Origin of the sequence: Gymnodinialimonas phycosphaerae, from assembly GCF_019195455.1 — a bacterium.
Lineage (GTDB): Bacteria > Pseudomonadota > Alphaproteobacteria > Rhodobacterales > Rhodobacteraceae > Gymnodinialimonas > Gymnodinialimonas phycosphaerae.
The window spans coordinates 3,967,187-3,982,117 of the sequence record NZ_JAIMBW010000001.1 but is presented as its reverse complement, the minus strand read 5'-3'; the positions used below and the strand labels follow the sequence as shown (position 1 = coordinate 3,982,117).

Here is a 14,931-nt window from a genome sequence, read left to right as displayed (position 1 = left end):
TCCCGACCTAGGCGGTCAACCCCTCAGGCTCTTCCAACCCATTGGCCCGGCAACAGGCCGTGATGGTGTTGGCCAGCAGGCAGGCAATGGTCATGGGCCCGACGCCCCCCGGCACGGGCGTGATCGCGCCCGCAACCTCTACCGCTTCCGCGAAGTTCACGTCTCCGATCAGTTTCGTCTTGCCCGGCTTGTCGGGGTGCGGCACGCGGCTGATGCCTACATCGATCACGGTTGCGCCTGGCTTGACCCAATCGCCCCGGACCATCTCGGCGCGGCCCACGGCGGCCACCAGAATGTCGGCGCGGCGGCAGACTTCGGCCAGGTCCTTCGTGCGCGAATGGGCGATGGTCACGGTGCAATTATCGCCAAGCAACAGTTGTGCCATGGGTTTGCCGAAAAGGTTCGAACGCCCCACCACCACGGCCTCTTTGCCAGACAAGCTGTCAAATTCGGCACGCAAAAGCATCAGGCACCCCAGGGGCGTGCAGCTGACCAGGGCTTTCCCGCCGGTCGACAGAAGGCCCGCATTGGTCACGCTCAACCCGTCGACGTCCTTGGCAGGGTCGATGCGCGCGACTGTGCGGCGCTCATCCAGATGGTCGGGGACGGGGAACTGACAAAGGACACCGTGGACATTCGGGTCCGCATTCAACTTGTCGATCAGCGCGAACAGCTCTTCTTCCGATGCATCGGCAGGCAGCTTGTGCTCGAACGATGCCATACCGACCTCGACCGTCGCCTTGTGCTTGTGACTCACATAGACCTCGCTGGCGGGGTCCTCGCCGACCAGCACCACCGCCAAGCCCGGCGTGATCCCGTGATCCGCCTTCAGGCGCGCCACATGCTCGGCCACCTGTGCGCGCACAGTCGCAGCAAAGGCCTTTCCGTCGATAATTTTCGCACCCGAGGTGCGATCATTTGAAACGTCCGTCATGGGGCGTCCTCCAGTAGATTGACCACGATCTCTGTCTTGACAGAATTCGCGATGAAACAGGCGTGATGCGCTTGATCGTGCAGCGCTGTGTGGGTGTCGGCGTCGGGGGCGACCGCCCATGTGACGAGAATGTTCAGGTCGACGCGGGGAATCCACGTCGTGCCATCCTTGCGCACCAGAGCGCCTGTGGCGCGGTCCTCATAGCGGCGTGGCTCGAAGCCCGCTTGCCGGGCGAAGTCCAGAAACCACAGCATGTGACAAGATGAAATGGAAGCGATGAACGCCTCTTCCGGGTCCACGGCAGCGGCGTTTGACATGGGCTCCGGCACCACCGACGGCGAGGCGGAGGCCGCGACCTCCGCCCCCCCATCAAAGCGCCACATGTGCCCGCGCGTATAGCGATTGGCGGCAAAATCGCCGCTCGACTGCCAGATCACGCGGGCTTCATGCATGTTCAGAACAGCCCCTCGATCTCGCCCGCGTTGTTGAGGTGGATGGCCTCGGCCGAGGGTTTGCGGGGCAGGCCCGGCATGGTCATGATCTCGCCGCAGACCGCGACGATGAAGCCGGCGCCCGCGCTCAGGCGCACTTCGCGGACGGGGATGGTGAAGCCCGTCGGCGCGCCCCGCTCGTTCGGGTCGGTGGTGAAGGAGTACTGGGTTTTCGCCATGCAGACGGGCAGGTTGCCATAGCCCTGATCCTCCCACAGCTTCAACTGATCGAGGGTTTTCTTGTCCATCACCGCCTCATCGGCGCGGTAGATGCCTTTGCAGACGGCCTGGATCTTCTCGGCCAGGGGCATGTCGTCGGGGTAGAGCGTGTGGAAATCCGCCTCGCCCTTTTCGATCACTTCGACGACCTTTTCGGCCAGCGGCGCCGAGCCCTCGCCGCCCAGTTCCCAGTGCCGCGACAGCACCGCCTCGGCCCCTTGGGAGGCGACGTAATCCTTCACCGCCTGCACTTCGGCGTCGGTGTCGGTGACGAAGTGGTTGATCGCCACGACCACCGGCACGCCAAAGGATTTGACGTTCTCGATGTGGCGCCCAAGGTTAGCGCAGCCGCTGTTGACCGCCTCCACGTTCTCCGCGCCCAGGTCCGCTTTCGCGACGCCGCCGTTCATCTTCATCGCGCGCACGGTGGCCACCACGACCACCACAGAGGGCGCCAGGCCCGCCTTGCGGCACTTGATATTCATGAACTTTTCAGCCCCAAGGTCCGCGCCAAAGCCCGCTTCCGTCACCACGTAGTCACACAGTTTCAACGCCGTGGACGTCGCAATGACCGAGTTGCAGCCGTGGGCGATGTTGGCGAAGGGGCCACCGTGCACGAAGGCCGGGTTGTTCTCCAACGTCTGCACCAGGTTGGGCTGCATCGCATCCTTCAACAGCACCGTCATCGCGCCGTCGGCCTTGATGTCGCGCGCATAAACCGGGCTGCGGTCGCGGCGGTAGGCCACGATCATCGCCCCCAGTTTTTCCTGCAGGTCCTTGAGGTCCTTGGCCAGGCACAGGATCGCCATCACCTCCGATGCGACGGTGATGTCAAAGCCGGCCTCCCGCGGGAAACCGTTGGCCACGCCGCCAAGGGACGTCGTGATCTGCCGCAGCGCACGGTCGTTCATGTCCACCACGCGGCGCCAGACGACGCGGCGGGTGTCGATTTCCAGCTCATTGCCCCAATAGATGTGGTTGTCGATCATCGCCGACAGCAACGAGTGGGCCGAGGTGATCGCGTGGAAATCCCCGGTGAAGTGGAGGTTCATATCCTCCATCGGGACAACCTGCGCGTAGCCGCCGCCCGCAGCGCCACCCTTCATCCCGAAGTTCGGCCCAAGGGACGCCTCGCGAATACACACCATCGCGTTCTTGCCGATGCGGTTCAGGCCGTCGCCCAGACCCACCGTGGTCGTTGTCTTGCCCTCTCCAGCGGGCGTCGGATTGATCGCGGTCACCAGAATCAGGTGGCCGTTGTCGCGATCCTGCACGGAATTGATGAACGATTGGCTAACCTTGGCCTTATCGTGGCCGTAGGGAAGCAGATCCGCACTCTCGATACCGATCTTCGCGCCAACCTCCTGGATCGGCCGCTTGCGCGCCTCACGAGCGATTTCAATGTCAGATTTGTAGCCCATGGTGCGGTCTCCAGTCGCGAAATTGCGGTGCCTCACTCGGCTATACCGGGCGCAGAGGTGGGGGATAGGGCCAATTCCGACATTTTCGCAGGGCATCACGCCATCGAACGCACCCGCCGTTTCCGAAAGGAAAACGCGGACGCCGATGGAACAATCTTACCGCTTAAACCGTTTTTTAAGGGAACCCCACGACAGTGGGCGGACAGAACACTGGGGGAAAAACCATGCGCATCCACACGATCAGCTTGATGATTTACACCGGCCTCGTCTTGGGTATGACCGCCGGGATCGCCGTCGTCGCGGGCGTATAGACCGCAGCGCCTTTCTTTTCCGATCTGTGTTAAGCTCTCCTTGTATAAAGGAGATTGACTGATGACAGACCCAAAAGACTTCATGGCTCAGGCCAAGGCGCAGATGGATGCCTGGGGCGCCGAGATGACGAAAATGCAAGCCAAGATGCAGGAGGCCGGTGAAGCGGGCCAAGCGCAGATGGTCAAGCAGATGGAAGCGCTGAACGAGCAGCGCAAGCAGGCCGAAAAGCACATGGAAGAGCTTGGAAAAGCCAACATGGAGGCCGCAAAAGACGTTCAAGCCAGCATGCAGAAGGCTTGGAAAGATATGGAAGCGCAGATGGAAGAGGCGCGCAAAAAGATGATGGGCTAAGCCCCCGTGTGGGGTGGCACCACCTTGGCGGTCTACCCCACCCGTTTGCGTTTGAGGGCCAGCGACAGAGCCAGAATGATTAGCATTGGGAAGGCGATTTCCAATGTTTCTTCCAAGAAAATGGCGGCATCCTAGACAGCCGCATCGATCTGGATACCGTAGGGCTCAAGCGTGCGTCCCAACCCATCGAGTTGAGAACTGGTCGCCGCACATCCCATCGCGACCAACAAGAGCCATGCCGGCGTATCCCGGGCGCGGAGCGCACGGACGAAGCGGCCAATGCCCAACCAACCGACAGCGAACACCACCGCGAGAATACCAACCATCGCGCCCAGACTGACCGCCTTTTGCCACAGCGGCGCGGCGCCGGTCAGGACCTTCACATGCAACAGACCCGGATCGAACCACCAGTCGTGGAAATCCAACTCGCGCAGGAAAAAAACGTTGAACAATCCAGCCAGCCAGCCCGCAAGACGACGATCCGGAACCTGGCCCAAGACCGCGTAGGCCGAGGTGAAAAGCCAAAGTGCGGCTGAGGCGACTTCGAACGCGCCGCCTTCATGAAGCAACGTCCGGTCCACACCTACGCAAAAAGGTGATCACCGCAAGAACAACAAGCGTTGCGCTAACAACCAAAGGCCCGACCCGATACATAGCGTTCATGGGCCGGGGCCTCTGCCAGAAATCTTCATCACCCAATCAGGCCCTTGGCATTTACGCCGACGGTTCAGGCTCCATGTCGCCCGAGGGCTTGGACTTGGGCTTCAACTTCGGGATCGCGGTGACGGAAGGGGTGCCACCCGACGTCGGCGCCTCATCATCGTCGTCGCCGCGATTGAGCGCCTCTCCGGCAATCACGCGGGTGATCTCTTTGCCAGTCAGGGTCTCATATTCCAACAGTCCCTGCGCCAGCCGCTCCAGATCTTCGCGCTTCTCGGTCAGGATGCGTTTGGCGGTTTGGTATCCCTCTTCCACCAGCTCCTTAACCTTGTCGTCGATGATCTTCTGCGTGTCAGCCGAGTGCGTCGTTCCACCCCCATAGGGCCCCAGATGCGACTGCTGCTCGTTGGCGTAATCCACGTAGCCAAGTTCTTCAGCATAGCCGAATTGCGTGACCATCGCGCGGGCGATCCGCGTGACCTGCTGGATGTCCGACGACGCGCCCGAGGTGATATGCTCTTTGCCGAACACCAATTCCTCTGCCACGCGACCGCCCATCGCCATAGCGATTTTCGATGTGTATTTGCGGTACGAAACGCTGAGTTGATCCCGCTCTGGCAGCGACAGCACAAGACCCAACGCACGGCCCCGGGGGATGATCGTGGCTTTGTGGATCGGGTCATGATCCGGCACGTTCAGACCCACAACGGCGTGGCCTGCCTCATGGTAAGCGGTCAGCTTTTTCTCATCCTCGGTCATCACCATGGAGCGCCGCTCGGAGCCCATCATGACCTTGTCCTTCGCGGACTCAAAGTCGTCCATCGTCACGAAGCGACGCCCGATGCGCGCCGCCGTAAGGGCGGATTCGTTCACCAGGTTCGCCAGATCGGCACCCGAGAAACCCGGCGTACCGCGCGCGATGATGCGCAAATCCACGTCGGGACCCAACGGCACCTTGCGGGCATGAACGCCCAAGATACGCTCGCGGCCCTTGATGTCAGGGTTGGGCACCTGAACCTGACGGTCGAACCGACCCGGACGCAGCAGCGCAGGGTCCAACACGTCGGGGCGGTTGGTGGCGGCGACGATGATGATGCCCTCATTGGCCTCGAAACCGTCCATCTCAACCAGCAACTGGTTCAGCGTCTGTTCCCGCTCGTCGTTACCGCCGCCGTAGCCGGCACCGCGCGAGCGGCCCACGGCGTCGATTTCGTCGATGAACACGATGCAGGGCGCGTTCTTTTTCGCCTGCTCGAACATGTCGCGCACGCGGCTTGCACCCACGCCCACGAACATCTCCACGAAGTCAGAGCCCGAGATGGTGAAGAACGGCACGCCCGCCTCGCCCGCAATCGCACGCGCCAGAAGCGTCTTACCAGTACCCGGAGGGCCCACCAGCAGCGCGCCCTTGGGAATTTTACCACCCAAGCGCGAGAACTTCTGCGGATTGCGCAGGAATTCCACGATCTCTTCCAGCTCTTCCTTGGCCTCGTCGATGCCCGCCACGTCATCGAACGTCACGCGACCGTGCTTTTCGGTCAGCAGCTTCGCCTTGGACTTGCCGAAGCCCATGGCCCCGCCTTTGCCGCCGCCCTGCATCCGGTTCATGAAGAAAATCCAGATGCCGATCAGCACCAGAACCGGCAGCCACAGCGACAGCACACTCAGGAAGCCTGACTGCTGCTGCGCGCGCGCCTCGATGCGGACGTCGTTGGTCAGAAGCGTATTCGTGGTCTCGGCATCCGCCGGGGCGATGGTCGAGAATGCCCCCTCACCGGTGGTGAACTGCACGTTCTCTCCGTCCAGCGTGGCCGAGATAACGCTACCGTTTTCAACCTGCTGCACGAAATCCGAATAGGCCACGGTGCGGCTATTCACTTGCGTCTGTCCGCCTGAAAACAGATTGAACAGCGCCAGGATCAACAAGAATAAGATGACCCAAAATGCGATATTTCTCGCGTTGCCCAAGGCAAATCTCCTCAACCGGGAAAGCGCGGACCGTGCCCGCGTGTTACCAGTAAGATAAGCCTTGCCGCACTGAGTTCAACGCGAAAGCAGCGATGCGACGAAAGACTCCGGTTTTGCGCGCAACGTCGCCTTGAATTTCGGTCCGTGCGTGGTCGCAGCGCAGGCCACCAGACGGGCGCCGTCGAACAACGCCGGACGCGCGATCGCCGCATCATGGGGCGCGCCGTCACCCGGCCGCGCCGGCAGTTGCTGCCAGCCGTCGGGCCCCAGCGCGCGCAGGGTCAAGCCGGGCGTGTCGGTGCAGATATGCCAGCGGCTGTCCCAGATCGCCTCGTGCTGAAGAGTGACGCGCAGGTCCCGCACGGCCGCAAATTCACGGCACACCCGCACGTGGGTCGGCGTCACGATGACTTGCGCGCCATGCAACGTGCCGCCACCGCCCCCCAGCATGCGGTCCAGCAACCCGTCAAGCGCACGGGCGCGGGGACGGTAGGGGGCCTGCGCCACCCACCGCAGCGCCGCCGCCAGCAGGCGCAATTGCGTGTCCCGCTCCACCGGGGCGAAGGCGTCGCGGTCAATAAGGAGGTCACCGGTGGCTGCGCCCTGGACCACATCCTCGGCAATACAGACGCGCGCCACGTCCCCGGCACGGGCTTCCAACGCCTCTCGCGCCCGGGCCATGCGCGTGGCGGTCTCGGCCAGGGTGCCGACGTCAAGATCCACGGCGGCAATCGCACGGCGCATGCGCACGCGGTCGTAGGTGGTATCCTCGTTGGAAGGGTCATCGACGTAAGGAAGGCGCAAGACATCCGCGTAGTGACGCAACGCGGCGCGGGTCTCGGACAACAGGGGCCGGACGATCTGCCAGCCGCCCATGTCGCGGGTCTCGGCCATGGCCGACAGCCCCTCAACGCCCGAGCCGCGGGCCAGCCGCATAAGCAGGGTTTCGGCCTGATCATCTTGGGTGTGGGCGAAAAGAACATGGGCGATATCCCCGCGCCAATCGCCGATCAGCCGCAGCCGCGCACGGCGCGCCGCGTCTTGGAGGTTGCCGGTGCCGTCCCAGTGCCAGCGCAGCGTGGTGTGGGGGTGGCCAAGGGCGGCGCACTCCTCGGCCACTTGAGTGGCCTCCTCGCAGCTTTCCGCCCGCAGGCCATGATCGACTGTGACCACATGAAGGCCAACGCCAAAAACCCGCGCCCAGTCGTGGGCCAGCGCCAGCATCGCCATGCTGTCGCCGCCACCGCTGACGGCCAGCGCGATCCGGGTCGGAAAATCAGGCCCCAACAGCCGCCCCATCTGCGCAGCAAAGCGGTGGGGCAGGCCTGGGGGTGCGGCCCCTGCCGTCACTGGCAGCCCAAACGCCCCATTTCGGATTGCGCTTCCGCAACGGACGCGCTGCCAGGGAAGCGCACGGCGACCTCGGCCAACGTCAGGCAGGCCTCTTCCGGCTGACCGATCTGCGCAAGAGCGACCCCAAGCGAGGTCAGCGCGATCGGCGCACGGGGCCCGTCTGGTCCCGCCGAGAACGCCGCAAGGAAAGCCCGCGCAGCGGGGTTCCATCGGCCCAGGTTGGCCTCGGCCTCTCCGCGCAGGTAGTGGGCATCGGCGGACAGGGGCGAGCCGGGATAGGTATCCACGAAGGTCTGGAATCCGGTAACGGCATCGGCGAAGTCGCCTGCCTCGAACGCCGCATTGGCGCGGTCGAAGTCGGCCTGTTCCGCCACCGCCAGGCCGGTGGGTGCCGGCGTGGACGGCCCCGCAGGGACCTGTGGGAGGGTACCGGCGGTGCCATTGGACGTCGGCACAACGCCCCCCAGCGACGGCGTTTCGCCAAGCGACGCGATATCGCAGGACGGCTCCAACTCACACAGGCGGAACTCCAGATCACCGATCCGGTTTGTGCCATCGCGCACGACGTTGTCCACGTCCAATTGCAACCGCTCGGTCAGGGACGTCAGCCGCGTGACCTCCGCCTCAATGGCATTCACCCGGTCCAACATGGAGCCACTTGCGCCTGATCCAGACGCCCCGCCGGTGGTGTTCAACTCCCCGCGAAGACGTTGGATTTCGACGTAAAGCACCGACAGTTCCTGCCGGATATCCGCCAAGGTCTGCGCGTTGTCCTGGGCGACCGCGGGCCCCGCGATCAGCGCGCAACAAACTGCCAGGGCCAGACGCATCTTACGCCCCCAGACCGGCAGAGATCACCGTGACGGCACGGCGGTTCTGGCTGTAGCACGCCTCGGACGAGCAGATCTGCAATGGACGCTCCTTGCCGTAGGAGATGGTGCGCAGGCGGCTATCGGGCACGCCTTGGCTCACCAGGTATTCCCGCACTGCGGCGGCGCGGCGCGCGCCAAGCGCAAGGTTGTATTCCCGCGTACCCTGCTCATCCGCGTGACCCTCGATCAGGGCGGTGAACTCGGGGTTGGACAACAGCCATTGGGCCTGCCCCGCCAGGACGCCCTGCGCCTCGGACGACAGGGTGGATTGATCGACGGCGAAAAGGACACGGTCGCCCACGACCTCGTTGAAATAGGCCGGGCTTGTGGGATCACCCACGCCGCCCGCCCCGATGCCGCCTGCACCGATGCCGCCGGCCCCGCCTGCGTCATCGCCGTTCAGGCCCCCTTGGGAACAGGCCGCAAGGGCCAGGGTCGTCACCAGAAGGACTGGTTTCAGGAAAGAAAATGTCATGTGCTCTGATCCTCGGATCTTAAGTTTTTACCGGTATAGCATGGGCGTTGCACCCAGGCCAATTACGTTTGAAGCGGCGACCATGCCGGGTCCGATGCCATGCCGGGCGTCGCCACCCGTTGCAGGTTCCGCCCCGAGATATCGACCGAATAGACCGCTGGCGCGCCGTCATCGCCGGGCGTTTCGCGGGTGAACATGATGACCCTGCCGTTGGGTGCCCATGTTGGCCCCTCATCCAGGAACGACGACGTCAGCAACCGCTCTTCCGAGCCGTCGGTGCGCATCACGCCGATGTGGAAGCGCCCGTTTTCCTGCTTGGTGAAGGCGATGTAGTCGCCCCTCGGCGACCAGACCGGAGTGCCATAGCGCCCGGTGCCTGCGGACACGCGCCGCGCCTCACCACCGCTCGCGGACATAATGTAGATTTGCTGCCCTCCCGAACGGTCGCTCTCGAAGGTGATCTCAGTGCCATCCGGTGAGAACGACGGCGCCGTCTCGATCGAAGGCGCCTGCGTCAGGCGCGTGCGCGTCCCCGTCGCAAGATCCAGCGAATAGATGTCCGTGTTCGATCCATCCACGAGGCTGAACACCACCGATTGCCCCGAAGGACTGAAGCGCGGCGAGAAGGTCATCGTCTCGGCCGGGATCGCCTCCAGCGGGCGGCGCTGAACGGTGGCCACATCCATGATGTAGACCTGCGGGAAGCCGGATTCGTAGCTGGTGTAAAGGATCCGGTCCCCTTGCGGCGAGAAGCGCGGCGCCAGCACAATCGCGCGGCTGTCGGTCAGGTACTGCACATTCGCGCCATCGTAATCCATGATCGCCAGACGCTTCAGGCGGGCGTTCTTCGGCCCCTCTTCGGCGATGAAGGCCACGCGGGTGTCGAAGTAGCCGCCTTCCCCGGTGATGCGCGAATAGACCTGATCGGCCACCGTATGGGCCATGCGCCGCCACGAATCCGCCGGGCCGACGAATTGCAGCCCCTCGCCCAGGGGGGCCTGGCTGAAGACATCGAACAGGCGGAACCGCACGACCAACTGACCGTCGGCGCGTTGCTCGACCTGGCCCGTGATCAGCGCCTGGGCGTTGATCGCCTGCCAATCGGGATAGGCCACGGGGGCGCTGAAGTTGGTCACCTGGCTGATGTAGGCATCGGGTGGGATCTGCCGAAACAACCCGGTCCCGCGCAGATCCGCCGCGATCACGCGGCTGACGTCGGCGGCGACATCATCTGTGCCGCCCTCGGCCAGGAATGTCGGCAAGGCAAAGGGCAACGGCTCGATCACGCCTTCGGTGATTTCCAACCGCAGCGGGCCGGACTGTGCGAGGGCAAACCCCGGCAGCACCGTGGACGTGGCCAAGGCCGAGGTAGAATGGATAAACATGCGGCGGTTCAACATGTGAGACCTCCTTTAAAAATAGGCACAAAGCTGGCGCATCATTGCAAACGCACCCCGCTGCGATCAAAGACAAGGGTCGTGGATGTGGTCGCGGGTGCCGCAGGCGTCGCCGCCGCGCATCCCATCAGCGCCGCATGGGCGGCGCGGTACGCTTCTTCCGCCGCGCCCGAAAGGACGCGGGCAAAGCCCGTCAGCCGGATCGACTCCGCCGAGGGCATGTTGGTTTCGTCAAGCGCCACGTCGACCGACAGCCGCGCCCATTGCGCTTCCATGCCCATCTCTGCCAGGCGCCAGCAAATCGTGACGTCATCGACCATCCGCGCCACGGCGCCCGGATCCGGCGCGGGCAATTCCACGGCGGCGTCCGGGTCCGCGACCGGAACATCGAAGCTTGGCGTGGCCGAGGGTACTATCGCGGGCATCCGTACCGGGATCACCGATGGCTGCCCGGCCAAAACGGCGGCATTGGCCTCCACAAAGGGGGGCGGCGGCTGGATCGCACGCGTCAGGCTTTCCGGGCCCACAGGCAATTCCGAGGGTGGCAGCGCCGAAAACGGGAACGGATCGCGGGCCGGTGGCGCCGTCCGCGCAAGGCGCAGCACGGGCGCGGCCTGGCCTGCCGGGGACGGCAACAGAACCGCCGACAGCGGGGCCGTGCGCGCCGATGCCAGTTGCGCGACCGCGTCCTGTGCAGCCGGCCCCGAGGGATGCAGGCGCGGCAGAATCGGCGAGGATTCCAGTGGCGGCATGATGAAGGCCACTGGCTGCACGACGGGGCGCGTTGCGGGGCCTTGAACCGGCAACATGACCGCCGACATAGGCGCAGGCGCCTCGGCCCGCGCGACCGGCGCGAAGGCCATCGTCAACATCGGGGCGACACTGGGTGGGGTCAGCACCCGCACCGGGGCGGGCCCGCGTACCGCCGCCTCGGGAACGATCTCGAGGGTCATCTGGGGGGGGATCTGGGGATGGGCGGGCGCCAGTGCGTCGTAGGGCGCGATCTCTGCCACAAGGGGCAAGGTGCGCGGGGCGGCAACCATGATCGCCTGGGCCTCTGCCGCGATCTGTGCGGCCAGGGCCTCGGCCAAGGCCGCAGTCATCGCCGTCTCGGGCCGTGGCAGCGGGCGCGTTTCTGGCGCTGGCATCGCCGGGGCGGGTGGCGTGGGGACCTCGGCACTCACGACGGTAGTTTCTGTCACCACCGCGACGGGGGTTTCTGTCGCTACCGCGGCGGGGTCAACCTCACCGACCGCGACCCTTTCCCTAGGGCGCGGCACGGGCCGTGTCTCGGGTACCACAGGCGGCGCGATCAGCGCCGCTGGTTCCGGCGCCGTCAGGACCACGCCGGGGCCGGAAGTGCCGGTAATCAGCGGGCCGGATGAGGGCGGTTCAAGGATAACCGCCTCGCCTGCGGGCGCTTGCACGACGGACGCCGAGGTGCCGGGAACGGATATCCACATCCCCGGACGGTCGCTCAACGCCGTCTGGGCCGCTGCAACATGCGCCAACGGGGTAGCCAGTACACTGAAAAGGAGGGCCAGGCGGATCATCGCGTTGCAACACTCCCCGCGTCAAACGTCATTTCGATCCGTTGCCAGATCGGATGAGTCTCGGACGGCAGATCAAGGCCGTCGTTGCCGCAGCGCATGATCGCGGCAAACGCCTGCACAAGAGCCTCTTCTGCGGCATCCTGGGTGCCGTTCGAGAACTCGAGCATCTCGATACTCTCGCGTATGACTTCGCCCTCGGGCGTGGTGTCAAACCCAAGACGGATGCTGACGGCCATGGCCTCTTCCGACAATGCGCCGACGTTCCAGCAGGCCCGAATGGCCTCGCTGATCTGCGCCGCAATCGCCGCGCGATCGGGGGGTGCCGCCTGCGCCACCATCGTCCCCCCTGCCTCGGCCTCGGCCTCTGCCTCGGCTGCCGCCTGAGCCGCTGCGCGCGCGCGCTCCACCAAGCCGTCGGGGCGTGGCATTGGCACCGTGTCGGCCAGAACGGGCGTGGCAATGAGGCTCAGGATCAAGGCAAGACGGATCATCGCAGGCGCATCCCTTCCGGGTTGAAGACTAGCTCGATCTGGCTCCAACGGTCATAGCTTTCCAACGGCAGGTCAAACCCGTTCGCGCCGCAGCGAATGATCGCCCGCCGCGCCGCTTCATAGGCCTGGTTGGCCGCCGCCTGGGTGCCGCCAGAGAACTCGATCATTCGGATCGTGCCCGCATCGGGCCGCGCGTCACGGGCCATGTCGAAGGCCACCACAACGGTGGTGCCCAACGCCTCGGTCGACAGCGCACCGACATTCCAGCAGGCCTGCACCGCGACCCGGAAGCCATCGCGCACCCCTTGGCTCAGCGGCGGACCGGACGGCGCGGCGGGTGTCGGGGTCGGTGTTTCCACGGCATCCGCAACCGCCGAGGCGATGGCGGCGGCAAGCGGGTCAACCTCTGCCTCCGGCGCTTCGGAAGGGGTTTCCGTTGGGGTCTCCGCAGGCGTCTCCACGGGCGCCTCCGCAGCGGGTTCAACGGCAGCCGCGACTTCCACGGGCTCTTCTACCGGGGCAGGTCGCGCGGGCCGGGCCGTGGGGCGCACGGACGACGTCGGGCCCAAGGGTGCTGCTGCGGGCTCTTCCGCCTCGGTCACGATTTCAGTCGTGGCCTGCTCGGGGGCGGTCTCGGGCGCCTCTTCCACCGGCATGTCATCGGCCACTTCAGGCTCGGTCGTCTGCTCCAACACATCCGGCGCGGTTTCCACGTCGGGTGCTGGCAGCGGCGCGGCCACGGGCGCCACACGCGGCGCCTGATCCGGGCGCGGCGTCGGTGCCACGGCGGCATCGGGCGCGCCGGGCGGGGGGGCGAGCGTTGCGACCTCGTCGGTCACCTGCGTGTCGGGGACAGGCTCGACCGGTACGGGGGTCTGCTCTGGCGGGGGGGCTTGCGTTTCAGCCGGCGCGTCCTGCGCGGGGGGCGGGGCCTCGGCCGTGGGGGCGGCGACATCCTCGGGCAAGGCGGGCTGCGCCAACGCCGCCGGGGCCGGATCGACCAAAGGCGTTGGCACAGCCCTTGTCAGGGCCTCGAATTCAGACACGGACATCAGCGTCACGCCGGTCACCTCGAACTCAACCTCCGGGCTGCGGTCAAACAGCAACCCGCCAAACGCCACCCAGGCCAAAAGACCCACGTGCAACGTTCCAGAGGCGTAAAGAGAGAGACGCATGTCCTGGGGCATTGCCCTGTCACTCCCCTGTTCCGGCGGTGCCATCCAGACCGCCGTCAAGTCTGGGGCCACCCGCGTCCGTCACCAAGCCGATTTCGCGGAAACCACCGGCGTTCAACGCGCCCATGACCTCCATCACCTCCGCATAGGGGATGCCGCCATCTGCGCGCACAAAGATGCGCGGGCTATCGCGTTCTGCTGCAATGGCTTGCAGGCGGGGAATGATCTCGTCTCGCGCGATCTCCGTGGTCTGCAACATCACCCGCCCGTCGGCGGCAAGCGTCACCGTCAGCGGTTCTTCCTGCTCGGACGGCAAGGCCTCGGCAGAGGTATCGGGCAGATCGATCGGAACCCCCACCGTCATCAGCGGAGCCGCCACCATGAAGATGATCAACAGGCACAACATCACGTCCACGAAGGGCGTGACGTTGATCTCGGCCATCGGCTGCGCGCCACCGCGCCGCCCCCTGCCCCTGCGACGGCCACCGCCGCCGCGCTGTGCGACCGACGCGCCCATCAGTCAAGCTGCCGGCTGAGAAGGGTCGAGAATTCGTCCGCAAAGCTCTCGTACGTCCCGATGATCCCATCGGCGTCATTCGACAGCTTGTTGTAAAGGATAACCGCCGGGATCGCCGCCAACAGGCCCAGACCCGTCGCCAACAGCGCCTCGGCGATACCGGGGGCGACCACGGCCAGGGACGTCTGGCCACTGATCGCGATTTCCTGGAATGACCGCATGATGCCCCAGACCGTGCCGAACAGGCCCACGAACGGCGCAGTCGCGCCGGTGGTGGCAAGGAAGGTCAACCCGTTGGTCATGCGCGCGGATTCCCGCGCAATCGCCACATCCATCGACCGGTCGACCCGCTGCTGCACGCCCGGGATCAACGCCCCGTCATCGCGCAAGCTGCGCCGCCATTCCGTCATGCCCGCCACGAAGACCCGCTCGGACGCCGACCTCGGCGCATCGGCAACCTTGTCATAATACTCATCCAGCGGCTCACCGGACCAGAACGCCGCATCGAACACCGCCGCATTCGCGCGCGAGCGGCGGAACATGGCAAATTTCGAGAAGGCAATCGCCCAAACCCAGACAGAGGCGATGATCAACGCGATCATCACCAACTGAACGATCAGGCTTGCACGAAAGAAAAGAGCGATGAGGGTAAAATCCGCCTCATTCGCCAACGCGAGCGTTTCAGTTTCCATAAGTCTTCTGCTGTCCTCTGCCCCGGCCTCAACACCGTATGTCAACGTGC

15 protein-coding genes are annotated in these 14,931 nt (G+C 65.0%); 1 reads left to right on the top strand and 14 read right to left on the bottom strand.

All coding sequences use genetic code 11. The features are described 5' to 3' along the window. Nucleotides 1-7: 7 nt before the first annotated feature. Genes folD through KUL25_RS19990 form a run of 3 tightly spaced genes read right to left on the bottom strand, consistent with a single transcriptional unit; the run spans nt 8 to nt 3,065 of the window. On the bottom strand, nt 8-934 hold the full coding sequence (folD, locus tag KUL25_RS20000; protein WP_257894497.1) for a bifunctional methylenetetrahydrofolate dehydrogenase/methenyltetrahydrofolate cyclohydrolase FolD: 927 nt from the start codon (nt 932-934) through the stop codon (nt 8-10). Then, a complete protein-coding gene (locus KUL25_RS19995; protein ID WP_257894496.1) occupies nt 931-1,386 on the bottom strand; it encodes an OsmC family protein in 456 nt (151 codons plus the stop codon). The genes folD and KUL25_RS19995 overlap by 4 nt, the downstream gene beginning before the upstream one ends. Before the next feature lie 2 nt (nt 1,387-1,388). Then, the gene (locus KUL25_RS19990; RefSeq protein ID WP_257891833.1) at nt 1,389-3,065 is read right to left on the bottom strand and encodes a formate--tetrahydrofolate ligase; all 1,677 of its coding nucleotides are present in this window, start codon (nt 3,063-3,065) and stop codon (nt 1,389-1,391) included. Nucleotides 3,066-3,437: 372 nt separating this feature from the next. On the opposite strand from KUL25_RS19990, the gene KUL25_RS19985 reads away from it, so the two are divergent. Next, the gene (locus KUL25_RS19985) at nt 3,438-3,728 is read left to right on the top strand and encodes a sll1863 family stress response protein (protein ID WP_257894495.1); all 291 of its coding nucleotides are present in this window, start codon (nt 3,438-3,440) and stop codon (nt 3,726-3,728) included. Nucleotides 3,729-3,859: 131 nt separating this feature from the next. Here the strand turns inward: KUL25_RS19985 and KUL25_RS19980 are convergent, their stop codons facing one another. From KUL25_RS19980 to tolQ, 11 genes are all read right to left on the bottom strand, one after another. Next, nucleotides 3,860-4,309 carry a hypothetical protein gene (locus KUL25_RS19980; protein ID WP_257894494.1) on the bottom strand — a complete coding sequence of 150 codons (450 nt, stop codon included), beginning with the start codon at nt 4,307-4,309 and terminating at the stop codon, nt 3,860-3,862. A gap of 133 nt (nt 4,310-4,442) precedes the next feature. Beyond that, the gene (ftsH, locus tag KUL25_RS19975; protein WP_068353659.1) at nt 4,443-6,356 is read right to left on the bottom strand and encodes an ATP-dependent zinc metalloprotease FtsH; all 1,914 of its coding nucleotides are present in this window, start codon (nt 6,354-6,356) and stop codon (nt 4,443-4,445) included. A 75-nt stretch (nt 6,357-6,431) separates the two neighbouring features. Beyond that, complete coding sequence (gene tilS / locus KUL25_RS19970) at nt 6,432-7,655, bottom strand: tRNA lysidine(34) synthetase TilS (protein ID WP_257894493.1); 1,224 nt, start codon at nt 7,653-7,655, stop codon at nt 6,432-6,434. A gap of 47 nt (nt 7,656-7,702) precedes the next feature. Then, nucleotides 7,703-8,539, bottom strand: coding sequence for a tol-pal system protein YbgF (ybgF, locus tag KUL25_RS19965; RefSeq protein WP_257894492.1), 837 nt, complete (start codon nt 8,537-8,539; stop codon nt 7,703-7,705). Nucleotide 8,540: 1 nt separating this feature from the next. Then, the gene (gene pal, locus KUL25_RS19960) at nt 8,541-9,056 is read right to left on the bottom strand and encodes a peptidoglycan-associated lipoprotein Pal (protein ID WP_068353650.1); all 516 of its coding nucleotides are present in this window, start codon (nt 9,054-9,056) and stop codon (nt 8,541-8,543) included. 62 nt (nt 9,057-9,118) lie between these two features. Next, entirely contained in the window at nt 9,119-10,441 is a 1,323-nt protein-coding gene (tolB, locus tag KUL25_RS19955) for a Tol-Pal system beta propeller repeat protein TolB (protein ID WP_427854488.1), read from the bottom strand. A gap of 53 nt (nt 10,442-10,494) precedes the next feature. Next, complete coding sequence (locus tag KUL25_RS19950) at nt 10,495-11,916, bottom strand: hypothetical protein (protein WP_257894490.1); 1,422 nt, start codon at nt 11,914-11,916, stop codon at nt 10,495-10,497. 86 nt (nt 11,917-12,002) lie between these two features. Next, a complete protein-coding gene (locus KUL25_RS19945) occupies nt 12,003-12,497 on the bottom strand; it encodes a hypothetical protein (RefSeq protein ID WP_257894489.1) in 495 nt (164 codons plus the stop codon). Continuing rightward, entirely contained in the window at nt 12,494-13,672 is a 1,179-nt protein-coding gene (locus KUL25_RS19940) for a hypothetical protein (protein WP_257894488.1), read from the bottom strand. Before KUL25_RS19940 ends, KUL25_RS19945 begins: the two co-directional genes overlap by 4 nt. Before the next feature lie 19 nt (nt 13,673-13,691). After that, complete coding sequence (tolR, locus tag KUL25_RS19935; protein WP_257894487.1) at nt 13,692-14,189, bottom strand: protein TolR; 498 nt, start codon at nt 14,187-14,189, stop codon at nt 13,692-13,694. Further along, nucleotides 14,189-14,881, bottom strand: a complete 693-nt coding sequence (gene tolQ, locus KUL25_RS19930; RefSeq protein ID WP_068355198.1) for a protein TolQ — start codon at nt 14,879-14,881, stop codon at nt 14,189-14,191. The genes tolR and tolQ overlap by 1 nt, the downstream gene beginning before the upstream one ends. Nucleotides 14,882-14,931: the final 50 nt, after the last annotated feature.

Bases quoted from the DNA above. Each gene is read 5' to 3' on its own strand.
- pal (WP_068353650.1), bottom strand. From the start codon at position 9,056: ATGACATTTTCTTTCCTGAAACCAGTCCTTCTGGTGACGACCCTGGCC.
- KUL25_RS19995 (WP_257894496.1), bottom strand. From the start codon at position 1,386: ATGCATGAAGCCCGCGTGATCTGGCAGTCGAGCGGCGATTTTGCCGCC.
- tolB (WP_427854488.1), bottom strand. From the start codon at position 10,441: ATGTTTATCCATTCTACCTCGGCCTTGGCCACGTCCACGGTGCTGCCG.
- ybgF (WP_257894492.1), bottom strand. From the start codon at position 8,539: ATGCGTCTGGCCCTGGCAGTTTGTTGCGCGCTGATCGCGGGGCCCGCG.
- tolQ (WP_068355198.1), bottom strand. From the start codon at position 14,881: ATGGAAACTGAAACGCTCGCGTTGGCGAATGAGGCGGATTTTACCCTC.
- KUL25_RS19950 (WP_257894490.1), bottom strand. From the start codon at position 11,916: ATGTGGATATCCGTTCCCGGCACCTCGGCGTCCGTCGTGCAAGCGCCC.
- KUL25_RS19945 (WP_257894489.1), bottom strand. From the start codon at position 12,497: ATGATCCGTCTTGCCTTGATCCTGAGCCTCATTGCCACGCCCGTTCTG.
- KUL25_RS19940 (WP_257894488.1), bottom strand. From the start codon at position 13,672: ATGCGTCTCTCTCTTTACGCCTCTGGAACGTTGCACGTGGGTCTTTTG.
- tolR (WP_257894487.1), bottom strand. From the start codon at position 14,189: ATGGGCGCGTCGGTCGCACAGCGCGGCGGCGGTGGCCGTCGCAGGGGC.
- tilS (WP_257894493.1), bottom strand. From the start codon at position 7,655: ATGGGGCGGCTGTTGGGGCCTGATTTTCCGACCCGGATCGCGCTGGCC.
- KUL25_RS19985 (WP_257894495.1), top strand. From the start codon at position 3,438: ATGACAGACCCAAAAGACTTCATGGCTCAGGCCAAGGCGCAGATGGAT.
- folD (WP_257894497.1), bottom strand. From the start codon at position 934: ATGACGGACGTTTCAAATGATCGCACCTCGGGTGCGAAAATTATCGAC.
- KUL25_RS19990 (WP_257891833.1), bottom strand. From the start codon at position 3,065: ATGGGCTACAAATCTGACATTGAAATCGCTCGTGAGGCGCGCAAGCGG.